We start from the raw sequence: 17,481 nt of genomic DNA, 5'->3' as shown, positions 1-17,481 counted from the left end.
GGGGGACTTCAGGCGATCAGATGTCGAGGCGGCGCTTGCCGTCCTTGATGACTGCGATGAAGTTCGGGAAGTCGACGCTGCCCTTGGCGTTGAACGACGCCATGGTGCCGGCAGGCCCCTGAACGATCGGAAAGTCCTTCATCCCGCTCTTCAGCACCTTCTGGATCTCGGCGCCATCCGGCTTGCCCGCGCGGCGCATCGCCTCGAGTGCGATGGTGGTCGAGTCGTAACCGAGCGAGGAGAACGTGTTGGCGTCCTGATTGTGCTTGGCGCGGAAGCGCTCGCCGAAGGCCTTGCCGACCGGATTGGGCGTCGACGCCTCGTAGAGGCTCGCAACCGCGAAGCCTTCGGAGGCCGGGCCGGCGAGACGGATGAAGTCGTCCGACAGCATCGAACCCGAACCGACGAACTGCGCGCGCAGGCCGATCTCGGCCGCCTGGCGGAGGATGTTGGCGCCGTCACCCGCCCAGCCGCCGATATAGACTGCCTCGGGACGCTGGGTGCGCAGCTTGGTGAGCATGGAGGAGAAATCCTGCTCGCCGGCATTGTAGCTGTCACGCGACACGATCGAGCCGCCGGCAGTGCCGACGACGCGCGTCACCTGCTCGGCGAGGGTCACGCCGTAATTGGTGTTGTCGTGAATGATCGCGACCTTGGTCTTCTTGAACTTGTCGACAATCGCCCTGGCGGTGTCCTCGCCCTGAGCATTGCTGTCCGGCCACGAACGGAAGAACCAGGGGTCGCCGGGCGTGTTCTGGTCGGTGGCGAGCGCGCCGGTCGAACCGCCGGAAAGCATCGGGACCTTGTATTCCGCCGACACCTTGGACGCCGCTGCCGCAACGCCCGTCGCGTAGGTGCCGACGATGAACGGCACCTTCTCGCGCTCGATCAGACGGCGCACCGCGGTAACGCCCTTGGTCGAGTTGCTCTCGTCGTCTTCCATGACGAGTTCGATCCGACGGCCGAAGACGCCGCCCTTGGCATTGATTTCCTCGACGGCGAACTGGAGGCCGAGAATGATCTGACGCCCCTCGATGCTGGCGGGGCCCGACAGCGGCAGCATGCCGCCGATCTTCAGCGGCTCCGACGACTGCGCACGCACGATGGCCGGCGCAGCCACGCTGGCGCCGAGAATGCTGAGCATGTGACGACGGGAAAGCGTTGCCATGGACCCACTCCAGAAGTTGACGATATATCGCTTGTCGATACGGCTATATCGATATTGTGCGACGGACTCCCGTGGAGTGTCAAACGGATCAGCCATTCCGAAACGCATGAATGATTGTCGTGTCGCGCCTAACTCACGAGCATGCTGCAAGTCCGCGCGGCGTCGCGCTCGGCGCGTAGGCTTGGCGGCCGGCCGGTCGGACGGAGCGGATAGGACCGAAAAGGCAGCTCAGCCGCTCAGAGCGCGAGCGGCCTCGGAAGCGAGCGGGGCAAACCGGCGGCGGAAATCCTCAACCGACCACTCGCTGAGCGAGCCGGCTATATGGATCGCGCCCAGCGGCCGCCTGCGGCTGTCGGATATGGCGGCGCCCACGGCGATCTCACCGATGAGCGATTCCTCCACCGAACAGGCATAGCCGTCGCGCCGCGCCTCCCGGATCTTCGCCCATACCTTGGCGGGCTCGGTGATCGATTTCGGCGTCATCGGCCGCCGCTCGGAGCGCTCCAGGATCTCATCCACCTCCGGATCCGGCAGCAGGGCGAGACAGGCGCGCCCGCCGGACGAGGTGAAAGTCGGAATGCGCCGGCCCGCGAGCGTCGCGTAGAAGGTCTCGCGTTTGCTCTGCAGGCGTGTGGCGTAGATGATCGTGGTCCGGTCGAACAGCGACAGGTCGGTGCGTTCGCCGGCCTGCTTGCGCAGATCGGTGAGAACCGGCAGCGCCCGCTCGATCAGCGGGTTCGAGCGCAGATAGTCGAACGACCTGTCGAGCAGCTTGCGGCCAAGCATCAGCCCGCCGCTGTCGGCGCGCTCAAGGTAGCCTCGGCTCAGCAGCGTTAGGCCGATGCGCTGCGCCGCGCTCTTGTTGACGCCCGCAGCGGCGGCGATCTCGCCGAGTGATTTCGGCTTGGGGCTTTGCGCGAAGGCTTCCAGCACATCGATCGCACGGGCAACGGACTGCAGGAAAAGACGGTCATCGACTGCTGGCGCGCTGGCCTGCCCGTTTGCCTTCGGCACGGAACGCGGCTCTGCGGCGCGCGGTCCCGGCCGGCTGGACTTTCCACCGATTGTGCTCAACCTGTGCCTCCCGGCATTCCCAGTTCATTCGGACCGCGACCGGCGCCGGCGGGGGGCGCATGCGAGGTCGCCCGGCGCCGCGATCATGGCCGTCCGCGCTGCCGTTTTCAACACGATCGTATTGAAGTTCGATACTTCCTGAGTGGCAAATGTGGGCACAGAGACCTGACGTTACACGTCAGCCGCACGCACCGGTTCAGCCGTCATCGCCTTGAGGTCGAAGTCGAAGGCCTCGACATCCGACAGCGTCCACTTGCGCCCGCTCGCGAGGATGCGCCGCGCCAGCATGTGGTCCGCCGGACGATTGACCGATTCGACGCCGAGCAGCAGCCCGTCGCGGAAGCAGAAGACCGAGAACCGGCCTTCCGAGGGATCGCCGCGCTGCACGACGTGGTCGCGCGCCGCGGTAAGTCCCGCCATCTGGATCTTCATGTCACCCTGGTCGGACCAGAACCAGGGCACCGCGTGATAGGGCTTCGGGCGTCCGGCGAGCCGGGCAGCGACGCTGCGTCCCTGGTCGATGGCGTTCTGCACCGATTCAAGGCGCACAGGCCCGCTGGCGAAGGCATTCGGATGGAACGCGCAGTCGCCGATCGCGGAGATGGCGTGATCCTCGGTGCGCAGCAGCGCATCGACCACGATGCCGTTGCCGACCGCCAGCCCCGCATCGGCGGCGAGCTCGGCATTGGCCATCGCGCCGATGCCGACCACGATCAGATCGGCAGGGATCACCTCGCCGTCGGCGAGCCGCACCCCCCGCGCCTTGCCGCCCGCCTGTTCGACATCGACAACGCCCGCGCCAAACGCGAACCGCGTACCCCAACTCGCATGCCGCGCCTCGCAATGGGCCGAGACCTGTTCGCTGACCGCACGGGCCATGGCTCGCGGCGCGAGTTCCACGACCCGGACCTCGCGGCCCAGCTTGGCCGCCACGCCGGCGAATTCGAGCCCGATGAACCCCGCGCCGATGATCGCGATGCGGCCAGCCTCGCCGAGGCGTGCCTTGAGCTGCCGGGCGTCCGCGAGGCCGCGCAGCGACATGACGCCGTCAGCATCCGCGCCTGCGACCTCGAGATGGCGATTGCGGGATCCCGTGGCGAGGATCAGGTGATCGTAGCCGATGCGATCCTTGCCCACGGTGATGCGGGCATCGCCGCGGTCGATACCCTCGACGCGCGCGCCCGCGACGAATTCGATCTCCGCCTTGTCCAGCAAGGCCTGAGGGCGCAGCACCAGATTGGCCTCGCCGGCATCGCCCGTCAGGAACGCCTTGGAGAGCGGCGGGCGCTGATAGGGTAGCGCCGCCTCGTCGCCAATCAGGCGAATGCGCCCCGAAAACCCTTCCTCGCGCAGCGAAATGGCGGCCTGCAAACCGGCCTGCCCTGCCCCGACAATGACAACGTCGCCCATCATGCACTCACCCGCATAGCGCCAGACTAGCACCGTCCGGTTGCGAAATCTGCGCCCGGAGGGCCTCGCCCCGTCGCGATCAGGCCGCTGTGGCCTTCAGCGGCAGGGTCTTCAGGCTGCGCAGGTTGTTGTTCAGCGCCCGCGTCGGCTCGCCCGCCAGTTCAAGGCTGGCGATGCGGCTGGTCACGGCCTTGAGCACCGCCTCTCCCTCCATGCGCGCGACCATCTGCCCGATGCACATGTGAACCCCGGTTCCGAGTGCCAGATGGCCGAAGGTCGAGCGGGTGAGGTCGAACTCATCAGGCCGCTCCCACTGATCCGGATCGCGATTGGCCGAACCGAGCAGGATCAGGATCTTGCTGTCGTCGGGAACCGTTACGCCGTCGATCTCGACTTCGCGCATGGTCTGCCGACAGACGTTCTGGATCGGCGTCTCCAGCCGCATGGCCTCGTCGAAGGCAGTGCGCACCTTCGACGGATCGGCCTTGAGCGCACGCCACTGCACGGGATCCTTCGCCAGATACCAGAGCGCCGCGGAAATCGTGCTGGTCGTGGAATCGAGCCCGCCGCGCAGGAACGAACGCACCAGCAGCGGCGCCGTCTCGTGCTCGATCTCGCCGGCATCAGCGGCCTGGAAGATCTTCTCGCCGAAGCCGCCCGGCACCATGGCCTCGCGCTTCATGCTGTCGAGATACCAGTCCCAGATCTCGTCGGCGCGCTTCTGGGTCGCCTCGAAACGGGCGTTGCGCGGTCCCTGCCCGTCGAAATTCAGTTCGCCCAACAGGAACAGGTTCCTACGTCGTTCCGGCGAGTCCTTCAGGCCGAGAGCGTCCGGGAAAGTCTGGGAGACGTAGGTTTCCGACAGATCGTCGACGCCATCGAATTCGCCCCTCTCGACAAGGCTCTGGACGAGTTCGTCCGCGGCCTTCTCGAAGCCCTCGCGCCACTGGCGCAGCAGGCCCGGCGACAAGATCCGCTGGAGCACCGTGCGAACCTGGGTATGGCGCGGCGGATCGACCTCGACGATCGGGCTGCCCGGCCGCCAGGCACCGGGCTTGCGGATGTCGCCCAGTCCCGAACCGCCGGTGGAGGAATAGGTTTCCCAGTCCTTCAGCACCGGCATGATGTCGCGGTGCCGGCCCATGACGTGGACGTCGTATCGGCTGAGATAGGCGACCGGGCCAGCCGCGCGGACCGCCGCATACATGGCATGGGGCTGTTCCAGCACGGCATCGTCGTAAGGGTCGATGTCGAGGACCGGAGCTGTACCGCGCTCCTGCTGCGTCACCGGATGGGTCAAGCCACGTCTCCCTGAACTCTGCGCTGGATCGCGGCGGCGGCCTGAACGGGGCCAGTCGTCGCCCATAAGAGGCTGTATCGCTGAACGATATTGATGTATCGGCTTCAACGATAGAAGCGACTCCCGCACCCTGTCAAAGCAAACCATGCCGCAACCGGCGGCATGGCCGCCATTCGCCTGAAGGGCAGCCGCCCTCGATAGGGTGCGGCTACGGCCCGACACCTGCTGCGGGAGCGCTCGACGCCACGGCCTGCTCAATCCCGGCGCGGCCGGCTCTCGTCTTGGGCGAAAAAGTGAAGGGCTTGCCACGCCAAACTGGCACAGAGAGAGCCCGCATGCCCGAACCGGCGGCGAGCAGTCGCCTTGCCTCCATCCAGTATCGGCGGGCCGTCGCAGCGCTCATGGCTCTCGGCTACCGCATCGTTGGGGAGGCCCGCGTGATCAAAGCGGCCGGCGCGGACGTGTTCTTCGTCATCAGCGGCTTGGCCATCGGCATGCGCTTCGACCCCAGGCCAAAGCCCCTCGCTCACCAACCGGCGAGCGGTGCCCGAACGGTGAAGAACAGCAGCGTCACCACCGCGAAAATGGGCACAAGGATCGCCATCGACCAGGCCATATAGCCGAAGAACGAGGGCATCCTGACGCCCATGTCCTTGGCGATGGCGTAGACCATGAAGTTCGGGGCATTGCCGATATAGCTGTTGGCGCCCATGAACACCGCGCCGGTGGAGATTGCCGTCAGCGTCAGGGACAGCGGCCCCATCAACATCTTGGCGTCGCCGCCAGCCAGTTCGAAGAAGACGAGATAAGTCGGTGCGTTGTCGAGGAAGGACGACAGCGCACCGGTCAGCCAGAAATACATGACATTGTTCGGTGTGCCGTCGGCGTTGGAGACCAGCGCGACCAGCGGGGCCAGCGCGCCGCCGCGGCCCGCTGCCAGGATGGCGATGACCGGCACGATGCACACGAATATGGCCGCGAAGAGCTTGGCGACCTCCTTCACCGGCCCCCAGTTGAAGCCGTTCTGCGCTCGCCAGAGCGGGTTGGCGAGCCTCAGCGAGGCAAGGCCGGCCGCCAGCATCAGTGCGTTGGAGACGATGTCCTCAAGCGGAAAGGCGACGCCGGCGAGCGAGACCGACACACCGGGCTTCCACGAACCGCGCAGCAGGATCGCGGCCACCACGACCGCGATCAGCAGCAGCATGGAGAGGCCCTTCACCCCGACGCGCGAATCCGGCGTCGGGTCGGGCTTGATGCGGCCCTCGCGCCGGTAGAGCGCGGTGTCCAGACAGAAGAAGATCGCCAGCAGCGCGCCGATGACAATGGTCGTCTCGGTGAACAGGAACCGCGTGGTCCAGAAGAAGTCGACGCCCTTGAGGAAGCCGACGAAGAGCGGCGGATCGCCGAGCGGGGTGAGCGCACCGCCACAGTTCGAGACGATGAAGATGAAGAAGACGACGACGTGGACGTTGTGAACCCGGTCGTCGTTGGCCCGGATGATAGGCCGGATCATGATCATCGACGCGCCGGTGGTGCCGACGAAGCTCGCCAGCAAGGCGCCGATCGCGAGGATCGCGGTATTGGTGCCCGGCGCGCCGTGGATGTTGCCGGTGATGAGGATGCCGCCGGCGATCGCGTAGAGCGCGAAGATCAGGATGATGAAGGGCAGGTACTCGCCCAGCATGGTGAAGGTGAGAGCGCCGGCCGACTGCTCGAACGGGAACAGGGCGAGCATGGGCACAACCACCAGCGCGGCCCAGAGCGCGGCGATCTTGCCGTAATGATGCTCCCAGACATGGGGGTAGAAGACAGGGCCCGTCGCGATCGACAGAAGCAGGCCGCAGAAAGGCAGGCACCAGACGAGCCCCATGGCGCGCCCGTCGAGCGCCGCCGCGGCATGAGCGGGTTCGGCAAGGGCGGCAAGGCCCGCCATTGCGAGGACGGTGGCGGCCGCCACCCTCGATCCGTGCCTCATGCCATGCCCCCCGAACTGCACGAGCGCCAGGATTGACTACGCGGGCAACACGGTCAGTTGCCCGGCGGCGGTATCGTGGGCGGCGCGGACAGACCCGGAAGCCCTCCCGGCACCGCGGGCGTGTCGAAGCCGGGCAGACCGCCCAGGCTGGGCACGTCGATGCGAATCTCCACCTTGCTTGGATCGACCTGAGGCCCGGTGGCTTTGTAATGCATGACCATCTGCGGGAACATGATCACCAGGCCGACCATGATGCACTGGATGACCACGAACGGCACGGAGCCCCAGTAGATCTGCATGGTGGTGACCGGCTCCATGCGCTTGCCTGTTACCTTGTCGGTATAGGGATCCTTCGGCGCAACCGAGCGCAGGAAGAACAGGGCAAAGCCGAATGGCGGGTGCATGAAGCTCGTCTGCATGTTCACCGCGAGGATCACGCCGAACCAGATGAGATCGATCCCGAGCTTTTCCGCAGCCGGTCCCAGCAGCGGCACCACGATGAAAGCCAGCTCGAAGAAGTCCAGGAAGAAGGCGAGCAGAAACACCATGACGTTGACGACGATCAGGAACCCGGTCTGACCGCCCGGTAGCGACACCAGGAGATGCTCCACCCAGATATGGCCGTTGACCCCGTAGAAGGTCAGGGAGAACACGCGCGCACCAACCAGGATGAACAGCACGAAGGCCGACAGCTTGGCCGTGGACTCGCCCGCCTGCCGGAGCAGGTCGAAGGTCAGCCGCCGCTTCATGATCGCCAGCAGCATGGCGCCGGCCGCGCCCATCGCTCCGCCTTCGGTCGGCGTCGCCACGCCGATGAAGATGGTGCCCAGCACGAGAAAGATCAGGCCGAGCGGCGGAACCATGACGAAGGTCACCTGTTCGGCGATCGGCGAGATGAGCTTGAAGCCGCCAAAGCGCTCGACGAGCCCGATGACGATGGCGTAGACGAAGCCGAACGCGATGGCTTCCGCCAGAAGCGACAGGTTGGTGTAGCCGGACTGGCGAAGGAAGTAGTAGGCCACACCGAGCAGAGCCGTCGCGGCAATCGTGACGGGCAGGCGTCGGGCGCCCAGATAATAGTTGGAAACGACCGCGATGAACGCGATCAGCACTGTGATCGACATCGTCAGAATGACGAAGTCCGCACCGCCGCGAACGCTGGTCTGCTGCATCAGCGCGTAGGCCGCGACGGCCGAATAGAGCGCAAGCACGCCCAGCTTCCAGGTGCCGCGCTTGCCGTCGTCCTGCATGTACAGGAGCGCCTCGCGCGGCAGGCCCGGGGCGAAGCTCGGCTGAAAGATCGATACAAGGAAGACGTAGCCGGCATAAAGGCAGGACAGCACCAGTCCTGGCACGAAAGCGCCCTCGTACATGTCACCGACGGAGCGGCCGAGCTGGTCGGCCATGACGATGAGGACGAGCGAGGGCGGGATGATCTGCGCCAGCGTCCCTGATGCAGCGATGACGCCGGTGGCAAGGCGCCTGTCGTAGCCGTACCGCAGCATGATCGGCAGCGAGATCAGACCCATCGAAATGACGCTCGCGGCGACGACGCCCGTCGTGGCCGCGAGGAGCGCGCCGACGAAGATCACAGCATAGGCCAGGCCGCCGCGGATGGATCCGAACAGCTGTCCAATCGTGTCGAGGAGATCCTCCGCCATTCCCGAGCGTTCGAGGATGAGCCCCATGAACGTGAAGAAGGGAATCGCCAGAAGAGTGTCGTTGTTCATCGTGCCGTAGATGCGCTCCGGCAATGCCTGAAGGAAATTGGGCTGGAACAGGCCCAATTCGATGCCAACGACGGCGAAGAAGAGGCCGTTGGCGGCCAACGCGAAAGCGACCGGATATCCAAGCAGCAGAAAGCCGACCAGCGCGATGAACATCACCGGCGCAAGGTTCGAGCGGAGAAACCCGCCGATGCCGGATCCTTCGGCGGCCAGAGCGGGTTCGATCGCGGCAACCAGGAGAACCGCGGCGAGCGCGGCGGCCACGGCGCCTGACGTAAGAAGTCGGATGGACACGAGCTCTCTCCCCACGCTCTACTTTTTGGCCGTGTCTAGAAGGCCTTCGGACTTGGCAGCTTCCAGGAGTCGCGCTGCCTCCGCCTCGGCCATTTCATGATGTCCGCCGCCCTGAACGTCCTCCAGCTGGCCGCGCATGATGGCGATACGCTTGATCAGCTCGCTGATGCCCTGGAGGAGCAGAAGGGCAAATCCGATGACCACGAGCGCCTTCGCCGGCCAAACGGTAAGGCCGCCGGCATTCATCGACTGTTCGTTCTGAAGATAGGACCTGAGGAAGAACGGCCAGGAGTCGATCAGGATCAGCACGCACAGCGGAATGAGGAAGAGCGAGTGCCCGACCACCTCGATCCAGTTCCGCACCCTTCTCGGGAGCAGGCTGTTCACGACGTCGATGCGGATATGTTCGTTGGAGAGTAGCGTCCAGGCCGCGCAGAGCAGGAAAACCGCGCCAAACAGATACCACTGCGCCTCCAGCCAGGCGTTGGAGGAGGAATTGAAGACCTTCCGGACCAGGGCGTTGCCAGCCGAGATGAGCACGGCCACGAGTATGAGCCAGCTCGCCGATCGGCCGATGAACGCGTTCACGGCATCGATAAGGCGGCTGATTGCCAGAAGCCCACGCATGCTCCCTCCATTGCCATTGTTATCGGGAGCCGGCGACTTGATGCACACCACCCTTGGCACGGGCGTTGGTCATGAATCCGCAGATGCCCGCCACGGCGAGTTCGAATTCATCCGTACTGAAGCTCGGGTTGCTGCACAATAGCTGGCTGGGAGTTTCACACGCTGAGAACGAAGGACCGGCAGAACATGTCGGCACGCCCCTTCAACTTGTGATGTTCATGGAACAGCGTGATTGCGCCGATCGCGCGGTGCGGGCGCTCCGGCAGCAGTCCCAAAGATGCCTGTCCATCCGCGGCGACCCGCGGATGATGATGAGCGGCGGCGCAACGCGGACGGAGGCGACCTCAGAACGGCTCTCTGTCGCGAACCTCCTGCGGCCTGGGCGATCGGCGAGCCGGTACACGCGATGGGCGGACCCGCCAGCCCCCTCGACGCCATGCGGGGCAAGGCCCTGCGGCCACCGCCAGACCTGCCGGCAGCCGCGATATCGCCGGAGGCCCCTCCTATCGTTTCCGGAAATTCGGCTTGCGCTTCTCGCGGAAGGCGCGGCCGCCTTCTTTCGATTCCTCGGTGTCGTAGTAGAGGCTCAGCGCCTGCATGCCGAGCGAGCCAATGCCACGAATGCTCTCGGTATCCGCGTTGAACGAGCGCTTCGCGATGGAGATGGCGGTCGGGCTCTTTTCCATCAGCTCGGCGCACCAGCGGTCGACCTCGGCGTCGAGTTCGCCGTGTGGCACCACGCAATTGACGAGGCCCATGCGCTCGGCCTCCGCAGCGGTATAGCGGCGGCAAAGATACCAGATCTCGCGCGCCTTCTTCTCGCCGACGACGCGGGCGAGATAGGCCGTGCCGAAGCCCGGATCGACCGAGCCGACCTTAGGGCCGACCTGGCCGAACTGGGCGCGTTCCGATGCGATGGTGAGATCGCAGATGGTCGCGAGGACGTTGCCGCCGCCGATGGCGAAACCCTGGATGCGGGCGATGACCGGCTTCGGCACGTCGCGGATCAATGTCTGCAACTCCTCGATCGGCAGGCCGATCGTGCCACGCCCATCATACTGGCCGTCATGGGCACCCTGGTCGCCGCCGGTGCAGAAGGCCTTGTCGCCAGCCCCACCGAGCACGATGACGCCGATATCGCGGTTCCAGCCGGCGCGCTGGAAAGCATCGATCAGTTCTTCCACCGTCTGGCCACGAAAGGCGTTGTAGCGGTCGGGGCGGTTGATGGTGATGAAGGCGACGCCGTCGGCGCGCTCCTCAAAGAGGATGTCCTCGTAGGTGCCCTTGGTCATGGCGTTCGTCCCCTTGTCGTTGAAATCTCAGCCGGCCATCGACAGGCCGCCGGAGACGCTGATCACCTGGCCGGTGACATAGGCGGCGTCGTCGCTGGCAAAGAAGCAGATGGCGCCCGGCAGGTCGTCGGGCGCGCCGATGCGGCCGAGCGGGATTGAGCGGCGGAACGCTTCCATCAGCTTGTCGGGGTTCGAGGCACCTTTCCGGAACTCCTCGAACAGGGCCGTGTCGGTCGGGCCGGGGCAGACGACATTGAGCGTGATGTTGTCGCGCGCGTGCTCGCGCGCAAGCGTTTTGGTCAGCCCCAGCAGCGCCGACTTGCAGGCCGCATAAACAGCCTCCCCCGTCGAGCCGACCCGCGCCGCGTCGGATGCGACGTTGACGACCCGCCCGTACTTGCGGTCGGCCATACCGGGGAGCACGGCATGGTGCATGTGCAGCGCGCCGACGAGGTTGACGGCGATCAGCTTCTCCCACTCTGCTGGCGAGGTTTTCAGGAAGAGCTTGAAGATGTCGAAGCCAGCATTGTTGACGAGGATCGCCGCCGGGCCGAGCGCCGCCTCGGCGGCCGCCACCGCCCAGTCGACACCCGCCCGGTCGGTGATGTCGCAATGAAAGGCCTGCGCCTTGCCCCCCTCGACGGCGATCTCCGCCGCCACCGTTTCGGCGGCCTTGCCGTCGCGGTCGAATACTGCCACCGCCGCGCCGCGCGCGGCCATGCGCCGGCAGGTCGCGGAGCCGATGCCGCCAGCGCCGCCGGTTACGATCGCCATTCTTCCGTCAAACTGTGTCATGTCTGAAGGCTCCGGTTGCCTCGATGGCATTTCGACAATAGCCTGCGGATCATAAATAGCAATGCATTGTTATATTTTCGAGGATCGGCCGTGAGACAGAAGCCAGCGCCCGTCGCGGATCTCGCGCGGTTCGACGTCGCCAATCGCCTGTTCTTCCGGCTCTATCAGAGCTCGAACCTCATGCATAAGAACGGCACGCGCGCCGTGTCGGGCTTCGGCAGCACGACGCAGCAATGGGCAGTGCTCGGCGCTCTCGCGCGGCCTCGCGTGCGCAAGGACGGAATGAGCGTCAAGGAACTGATCGCCTTCCTGATGGTCAGCCGCCAGAACCTTGCGGCGGTGCTGGACCGCCTCGAAGCTCGCGGCTGGATCGAGAAGATCAAGGACGCCGCCGACGGCCGCGCGCGGCGCAGCCGGCTGACCGTCAAGGGGACGGGCGTCTGGAACGACATGCTGGTCGCGATCGGCGATTTCTACGAGGCTGCCCTCGCGGATTTCCGCGACGAGGAACAGCTCATGCTCTACCGCCTGCTCGACCGGCTGAAGGACGGGCTCGGTTCACTGAGCGGCGGCGAAGACGACACGGCCGCCCAGCCCGACGAGGACTGAGCGGCCGTTTTCTCGAAGCGGGCGGCCGCCCTCAGCAAGCGCCGAGAAGCGAAACCGGTCGGGCAGAAGGAGAGGCGAGGAGAATGCGATGAGCTTGCGGAGCATTCCCCGCTCCATGGATGCTGATATGGTCGCAAAGATCGATGCAGCCATTGATGGCATCACGCACACACACGGCGTGACGATCGGTCTTGCCGTGGAGAGCGGCAGCCGCGCCTGGGGCTTTCCCTCGCCGGACAGCGATTTTGATTGCCGGTTCGTCTATATCCGCCCGCTCGCCGACTATCTGACACCGTGGCCGCGACGGGATGTCATCGAGCTGCCGCTCGTCGATGAACTGGACGTCAACGGATGGGATCTCGCGAAGGCGCTAAAGCTCCTGATGAAGGGCAATGCCGTCATCATCGAGTGGCTGACCTCGCCTCTCATCTATCGGGGCGATACGGCATTTCATGAGTCATTCCTCGCACTTGCCCGCGCCGTCACCGACCGCGATCTCGTCCTGCGTCATTACTTGCATCTGGGCGAGGCGTTCCGGGGAAGGCACCTTTCTGATCCGGCAGCGGTGCCACTGAAGAAGCTCTTCTATATGCTGCGACCAGCGGCAGCGATCCGCTGGCTTGCGCGGCGCCCCGAGGCGGCCGTTGCTCCGATGCATTTTCCGACCTTGATGGCGGAGTGCGACCTGCCGGCAGAAACGGTAGCCATCGTCGCCGATCTTCTGGCGCGCAAGGCCGCAACACGCGAACTCGGTACCGGTCCAATGCCGCAGCCGCTTGCCGCCTTCATCGATCGAGAGCTGGAATGGGCGCGAGCCAATGCGGCAAGGCGTGGCCGGAATCAGCGGCACGAGCAACAAGCCATGTGCGAGGCATTCTTCGCCGAGACCGTCAGGCGCTTCGATCCGCACTGACGGTCACGCTCGTCAAGTCACCTCCGCCGCGGCCGAAGGCGTCCGGCCGTGGTGATCGGGCGCCCGGCCCGTCCCTCACGCCCCGACGAGGGAGCAACCACCCTCGTTGAGCGGCCGGAACGCCTGGTCAGCCGGCAGCGTCGAGACGAGCTTGTAGACGTCGCCCGGCCCGCGGCTTTCCTGCGGCGATTTCACAGTGAACAGATAGGCCGGATGGATCTTCCGGCCATCGACGCGGATGCTGCCCGCACCGAAGCAGTCGTCGTCGGTCGGCATGGCCTTCATCTGCTGGACCACCGCGCGGCCCGAGGCCTTGGCACGCTTGATCGATAGGCGCCAGCTCGCTTGCGCCGATCGTAGCGCACTCGCGCCGCCAGGAAGGGATAGCTTGCCGACGTTGCCAGCTCATTCGTCGCGCATGGGGCTTTCATTTTGTTCTTTATATGTTCCATTCTAAAGCGATCAGCGAGACGCGCGCACAAAAGTCGGCAGTGCCGTCTGTGTGGGATCGGAATGTGGGGCCAAAGTCAAAGGCCATCTAAGCCTTTGACTTTTTTTTGGCGCTCCCTAGGGGACTCGAACCCCTGTTTTCGCCGTGAGAGGGCGACGTCCTAGACCGCTAGACGAAGGGAGCGGCGCCGCATGCGGCGAGAGGGCGCTTCATAAGCGCAAAGGCGGGCGCGGGTCAAGGCACGGTGCGCAGCTTGCCTGAATCCTGACAACAGCAATGTCCGGCAATCACCTGCGGGCCGCCTGGCTGCCGCCGTCGCGTGGTCGCCAGCCGCTTCACGATCGCCCCTGTTGCAGGCAATGTGGCGCAAGCGATCCCGGACACCGCTATGATCCTCGTCGGCCAGTATGACTCCCCCTTCGTGCGCCGCGTCGGCGTCGCGCTGACGCTCTACGGCCTCGCGTTCGAGCATCGCCCATGGTCGGTGTTCGGCGATGCCGACAAGGTTGCCGCGCTCAATCCGCTGGTGCGCGTGCCCATCCTGGTGCTGGACGACGGCACCGCGCTGGTTGAGAGTCACGCCATCCTCGACCATCTCGACAGCCTAGTGCCGCCTGAGGCTGCCCTGTTTCCGCGCGGCGAGCCGGATCGCCATCGCGCGCTGCGGATTGCGGCGCTGGCAACCGGTCTCGGCGACAAGGCGGTGAGCCTGTTCTACGAACAGCGGCTGCACACCGAGATCTCGGAACTCTGGACAGGCCGCTGCCGCATGCAGATGGCAGGCGCCCTCGCAGCACTCGAGCGGGATCGCGCGGAACGGCGGGGTGCCTTCTCGTTCGGCGACAGGATCGGCCATGCGGATATCGCCGTGGCGACCGTGCTGCGCTTCGTCACTGAGGCGCATCCGGGCATCGTCGCCTTTGCCGACTATCCCGCGCTCGCCCGGCATTGCGAGGCGCTGGAAGCACTGCCCGCCTTCCGGCAGATATACCAGCCGTTCATCGCTCCGGCCTGATCAGGTCAGGGGCGCGGCACCTGCGGCCTGCCAACCGAGACGCGGTGCGTCTCCTTCAGCGTCCTGAGGTCGTAGACGACGATGAGAGGACCGCCATCGCGGTCATAGGTCACGGTCAGGCGGCCATCGGCGGCGATCGCCGAGGTGACGCGGCCCTCGGGCGGGATCGTTCCGGTGATCGAGGAGCCCGGCCCCTGTGTCGTCATCAGGCGATAGCCGATCACGGCCAGCACCGTTCCGACGCCCGCCAGCATGATCACCGAGGAGATGACCGAGATGCGGCGCACCCGTTGCACCACCGCCTGGGTCTCGGCCTCATTGACATCGGGCTCGCTGGGCGTGTTGGTCATGATGATGTCGCAGATTCAAGACGTGGGCGCGGGCAGCGCGGAAATCGTGGTGGGGGCGGACGAGGCGCGGGAGCGGATCGACCGGCTGCTGGCGCGTCATGTGCCGGACCTGTCGCGCTCGCGCCTCAAGGCGCTGATCGAGGCGGGCCACGTGACGCTCGGCGGCCGGACCATGACGGATGCGAGCCACAGGGTCAATGAAGGCGACCGTCTTGCCGTCGTGGTGCCGGAGCCCGAGGATCCGACGCCGCAGGCCGAGGCCATTCCGCTCGATGTCGTGTTCGAGGACGAAGCCCTGATCGTCATCGACAAGCCGGCCGGCCTCGTTGTCCATCCGGCCGCGGGGCACTGGACCGGCACGCTGGTCAATGCGCTCATCGCCCATTGCGGCGAAAGCCTGTCCGGCATCGGTGGTGTCCGACGGCCGGGCATCGTCCACCGCCTCGACAAGGACACGACCGGCCTGATGGTGGTCGCCAAGACTGACCAGGCCCATGCCGCGCTCTCCGCGCAGTTCGCCGACCACGGCCGCACGGGGCCGCTGGAGCGTGCCTATCAGGCGCTTGTCTGGGGCAGGCCGAAGCGCGATGCCTTCACCATCGACCAGCCGCTCGACCGCGACCCGCGGATGCGCGAGCGCATCGCCGTGCGCGCGGGCGGGCGCGAGGCGATAACCCACGTCCAGGTCGAGCAGGCGCTCGCCGGCGGTCTCGTCAGCCGCATCGCCTGCCGGCTGGAAACGGGCCGCACGCACCAGATCCGCGTCCATCTGGCGCATGAAGGCCACCCGCTGCTCGGCGACGAGACCTATGGCAAGGGCTTCAAGACGAAGGCCGGCAAGCTGCCCGCCGCTGCCCGGTCCGCCCTCGAAGCACTCGGCCGTCAGGCCCTGCATGCCGCGGTCCTCGGCTTCGCGCATCCCGTCAGCGGCGCGCATCTGCGCTTTGAGAGCACCCTCCCCGCGGACATCGCCCACCTGGTCGCGGCACTCGAGAAGGCCGGCTGATCCTTCGCGCGTGCAGCGACGGCCGGCTCTATGCTCTCAGGCAAGAAACATGCGCTGAAGCGCATGGAACAAAGTTCGTTCCTGCCGCATTCTGGCAGATGTGCAGAAGAGTCGTTCTCTTTCCGCGATTGCCGGCTCGTCCGGTCGCTGACGTTCGATTTCGCGTCGAACCGGACGCGAGCAGGGAAAACAGGACGGGTTGTCGCAGTTTGCAGCCACTCACATCAACGTGTAACGACACGACGTCCCGTTTCGTATTGTCTGTGAAGACACCACGGGCGCATCGCCTTGATTTGCGCAAATGCAAACTCAGGTCGGCGCACCTTGCTGGCGGCGGGCGCTTGCGTCACCCTTCCGCCACGATCTGTGGTCAGTATTCTCATCCGTCGCGGCTGGCGTTTCGCAGTCGCGGCACAGCGGGTCGCCCGAGCTTTGGGGCGGGCGATCCGGGGCTCGCCGGATGGTCCGGGAGCCAGAAAGGAGGGCCCTATGGCTCACGTCGCATCTCTTCCCATCCTCTCCGCTGAAGCGGGTCTGTCGCGCTATCTCGACGAGATCCGCAAGTTCCCGATGCTTCAGCCGCAAGAGGAATACATGCTCGCAAAGCGCTGGCGCGAACACGGCGACAGCCAGGCGGCGCACAAGCTCGTCACCTCCCACCTGCGTCTCGTGGCCAAGATCGCCATGGGTTATCGCGGCTACGGCCTGCCGATCGGCGAGGTCGTGTCGGAGGGCAATGTCGGCCTGATGCAGGCGGTGAAGCGTTTCGAGCCCGAGAAGGGCTTCCGCCTCGCCACCTACGCCATGTGGTGGATCAAGGCCTCGATTCAAGAGTACATCCTGCGTTCGTGGTCGCTCGTGAAGATGGGCACCACCGCGAACCAGAAGAAGCTTTTCTTCAACCTGCGCAAGGCCAAGAGCTCCATCTCGGCGCTCGAGGACGGCGATCTGCGCCCCGATCAGGTCGCGATCATCGCCACCAAGCTCGGCGTCGAGAAGCAGGACGTCATCGACATGAACCGCCGCCTCGGCGGCGACGCTTCGCTGAACGCGCCTGTCCGCGAGGACGGCGATGGCGAGTGGCAGGACTGGCTGGCCGACGATTCCGACAGCCAGGAAGCCGTGCTCGCCCGCGAAGAGGAAACCGACAACCGTCGCGCGGCCCTCACCCGTGCCCTCGGCGTGCTCAACGAGCGCGAGCGGATCATCTTCGAGGAGCGTCGCCTGAAGGACGACCCGATCACGCTGGAGGAGCTGGCCGAGCGCTTCGGCGTCTCGCGCGAGCGCGTCCGTCAGATCGAGGTTCGCGCCTTCGAGAAGGTCCAGGACGCGGTGGTCAAGTCGATGCGCGAGATTGAGCGCCCGGCGGCCCAGCTGGCGCAGATCGCCGCTCACTGATTGCGGCGCACCAGCGCCGGACAAAACAAAAGGGAGGTCTCGCGACCTCCCTTTTTCTTTGGCGCGGGTGCTTCCGC

General features: G+C 65.7%; 15 protein-coding genes, 1 tRNA gene and 1 pseudogene. 5 read left to right on the top strand and 12 right to left on the bottom strand.

The features are described 5' to 3' along the window. Window positions 1–16 precede the first annotated feature (16 nt). The 9 genes from JNK84_RS01670 to JNK84_RS01630 all read right to left on the bottom strand — a co-directional run bounded on the left by JNK84_RS01670 (window position 17) and on the right by JNK84_RS01630 (window position 11,662). The gene (locus tag JNK84_RS01670) at window positions 17–1,168 is read right to left on the bottom strand and encodes an ABC transporter substrate-binding protein (RefSeq protein WP_293419785.1); all 1,152 of its coding nucleotides are present in this window, start codon (window positions 1,166–1,168) and stop codon (window positions 17–19) included. Window positions 1,169–1,396: 228 nt separating this feature from the next. Next, a complete protein-coding gene (locus JNK84_RS01665; RefSeq protein ID WP_293419782.1) occupies window positions 1,397–2,182 on the bottom strand; it encodes an IclR family transcriptional regulator in 786 nt (261 codons plus the stop codon). Window positions 2,183–2,413: 231 nt separating this feature from the next. Then, entirely contained in the window at window positions 2,414–3,655 is a 1,242-nt protein-coding gene (locus JNK84_RS01660) for an NAD(P)/FAD-dependent oxidoreductase (protein WP_293419779.1), read from the bottom strand. A gap of 76 nt (window positions 3,656–3,731) precedes the next feature. Continuing rightward, window positions 3,732–4,952: a cytochrome P450 gene (locus JNK84_RS01655; protein ID WP_293419776.1), complete on the bottom strand. Its 1,221-nt coding sequence runs from the start codon at window positions 4,950–4,952 to the stop codon at window positions 3,732–3,734. A 526-nt stretch (window positions 4,953–5,478) separates the two neighbouring features. Continuing rightward, window positions 5,479–6,927 (bottom strand): sodium:proton antiporter, encoded by a 1,449-nt coding sequence (locus JNK84_RS01650; protein WP_293419773.1) that lies wholly within the window; start codon window positions 6,925–6,927, stop codon window positions 5,479–5,481. A gap of 53 nt (window positions 6,928–6,980) precedes the next feature. Next, window positions 6,981–8,810 (bottom strand): TRAP transporter large permease subunit, encoded by a 1,830-nt coding sequence (locus JNK84_RS01645; RefSeq protein WP_293420349.1) that lies wholly within the window; start codon window positions 8,808–8,810, stop codon window positions 6,981–6,983. A 156-nt stretch (window positions 8,811–8,966) separates the two neighbouring features. Beyond that, a complete protein-coding gene (locus JNK84_RS01640) occupies window positions 8,967–9,575 on the bottom strand; it encodes a TRAP transporter small permease subunit (protein ID WP_293419770.1) in 609 nt (202 codons plus the stop codon). A gap of 503 nt (window positions 9,576–10,078) precedes the next feature. Further along, a complete protein-coding gene (gene badI, locus JNK84_RS01635) occupies window positions 10,079–10,867 on the bottom strand; it encodes a 2-ketocyclohexanecarboxyl-CoA hydrolase (protein ID WP_293419767.1) in 789 nt (262 codons plus the stop codon). Window positions 10,868–10,894: 27 nt separating this feature from the next. After that, window positions 10,895–11,662, bottom strand: coding sequence for an SDR family NAD(P)-dependent oxidoreductase (locus JNK84_RS01630; RefSeq protein ID WP_293419764.1), 768 nt, complete (start codon window positions 11,660–11,662; stop codon window positions 10,895–10,897). 90 nt (window positions 11,663–11,752) lie between these two features. Between JNK84_RS01630 and JNK84_RS01625 the strand changes: the two genes are divergently transcribed. Then, window positions 11,753–12,271 carry a MarR family winged helix-turn-helix transcriptional regulator gene (locus JNK84_RS01625; protein WP_367272185.1) on the top strand — a complete coding sequence of 173 codons (519 nt, stop codon included), beginning with the start codon at window positions 11,753–11,755 and terminating at the stop codon, window positions 12,269–12,271. 88 nt (window positions 12,272–12,359) lie between these two features. After that, complete coding sequence (locus tag JNK84_RS01620; protein ID WP_293419761.1) at window positions 12,360–13,184, top strand: nucleotidyltransferase domain-containing protein; 825 nt, start codon at window positions 12,360–12,362, stop codon at window positions 13,182–13,184. A gap of 75 nt (window positions 13,185–13,259) precedes the next feature. On the opposite strand, the pseudogene JNK84_RS01615 reads toward JNK84_RS01620, so the two are convergent. Both JNK84_RS01615 and JNK84_RS01610 read right to left on the bottom strand, forming a co-directional pair. Beyond that, a pseudogene (locus tag JNK84_RS01615) lies at window positions 13,260–13,508 on the bottom strand (ABC transporter substrate-binding protein); the annotation flags it as partial. A 234-nt stretch (window positions 13,509–13,742) separates the two neighbouring features. Continuing rightward, window positions 13,743–13,818: transfer RNA gene (locus tag JNK84_RS01610), tRNA-Glu, on the bottom strand. A gap of 205 nt (window positions 13,819–14,023) precedes the next feature. Here JNK84_RS01610 and JNK84_RS01605 point away from each other — a divergent pair. Continuing rightward, on the top strand, window positions 14,024–14,650 hold the full coding sequence (locus JNK84_RS01605; RefSeq protein ID WP_293419758.1) for a glutathione S-transferase family protein: 627 nt from the start codon (window positions 14,024–14,026) through the stop codon (window positions 14,648–14,650). Window positions 14,651–14,655: 5 nt separating this feature from the next. Here the strand turns inward: JNK84_RS01605 and JNK84_RS01600 are convergent, their stop codons facing one another. Then, window positions 14,656–15,000, bottom strand: coding sequence for a hypothetical protein (locus JNK84_RS01600; protein WP_293419755.1), 345 nt, complete (start codon window positions 14,998–15,000; stop codon window positions 14,656–14,658). 1 nt (window position 15,001) lies between these two features. Between JNK84_RS01600 and JNK84_RS01595 the strand changes: the two genes are divergently transcribed. Together JNK84_RS01595 and rpoH are read left to right on the top strand one after the other, a co-directional pair. After that, window positions 15,002–16,006: an RluA family pseudouridine synthase gene (locus tag JNK84_RS01595; RefSeq protein ID WP_441343194.1), complete on the top strand. Its 1,005-nt coding sequence runs from the start codon at window positions 15,002–15,004 to the stop codon at window positions 16,004–16,006. Between the two features lie 489 nt (window positions 16,007–16,495). Beyond that, complete coding sequence (gene rpoH / locus JNK84_RS01590) at window positions 16,496–17,404, top strand: RNA polymerase sigma factor RpoH (protein ID WP_293419749.1); 909 nt, start codon at window positions 16,496–16,498, stop codon at window positions 17,402–17,404. The last annotated feature ends 77 nt before the right edge of the window (window positions 17,405–17,481 follow it).

The organism is Phreatobacter sp. (genome assembly GCF_016793595.1).
GTDB lineage: Bacteria > Pseudomonadota > Alphaproteobacteria > Rhizobiales > Phreatobacteraceae > Phreatobacter.
Note: the sequence above shows the minus strand (reverse complement) of the source record. Positions and strands in the feature narration are given on the sequence as shown.

Coding starts and splice junctions, on each gene's coding strand:
- JNK84_RS01670 (WP_293419785.1), bottom strand. CDS start 1,168: ATGGCAACGCTTTCCCGTCGTCACATGCTCAGCATTCTCGGCGCCAGC.
- JNK84_RS01660 (WP_293419779.1), bottom strand. CDS start 3,655: ATGATGGGCGACGTTGTCATTGTCGGGGCAGGGCAGGCCGGTTTGCAG.
- JNK84_RS01650 (WP_293419773.1), bottom strand. CDS start 6,927: ATGAGGCACGGATCGAGGGTGGCGGCCGCCACCGTCCTCGCAATGGCG.
- JNK84_RS01645 (WP_293420349.1), bottom strand. CDS start 8,810: ATGTTCATCGCGCTGGTCGGCTTTCTGCTGCTTGGATATCCGGTCGCT.
- JNK84_RS01640 (WP_293419770.1), bottom strand. CDS start 9,575: ATGCGTGGGCTTCTGGCAATCAGCCGCCTTATCGATGCCGTGAACGCG.
- badI (WP_293419767.1), bottom strand. CDS start 10,867: ATGACCAAGGGCACCTACGAGGACATCCTCTTTGAGGAGCGCGCCGAC.
- JNK84_RS01630 (WP_293419764.1), bottom strand. CDS start 11,662: ATGACACAGTTTGACGGAAGAATGGCGATCGTAACCGGCGGCGCTGGC.
- JNK84_RS01620 (WP_293419761.1), top strand. CDS start 12,360: ATGAGCTTGCGGAGCATTCCCCGCTCCATGGATGCTGATATGGTCGCA.
- JNK84_RS01605 (WP_293419758.1), top strand. CDS start 14,024: ATGATCCTCGTCGGCCAGTATGACTCCCCCTTCGTGCGCCGCGTCGGC.
- JNK84_RS01600 (WP_293419755.1), bottom strand. CDS start 15,000: ATGACCAACACGCCCAGCGAGCCCGATGTCAATGAGGCCGAGACCCAG.
- JNK84_RS01595 (WP_441343194.1), top strand. CDS start 15,002: ATGATGTCGCAGATTCAAGACGTGGGCGCGGGCAGCGCGGAAATCGTG.
- rpoH (WP_293419749.1), top strand. CDS start 16,496: ATGGCTCACGTCGCATCTCTTCCCATCCTCTCCGCTGAAGCGGGTCTG.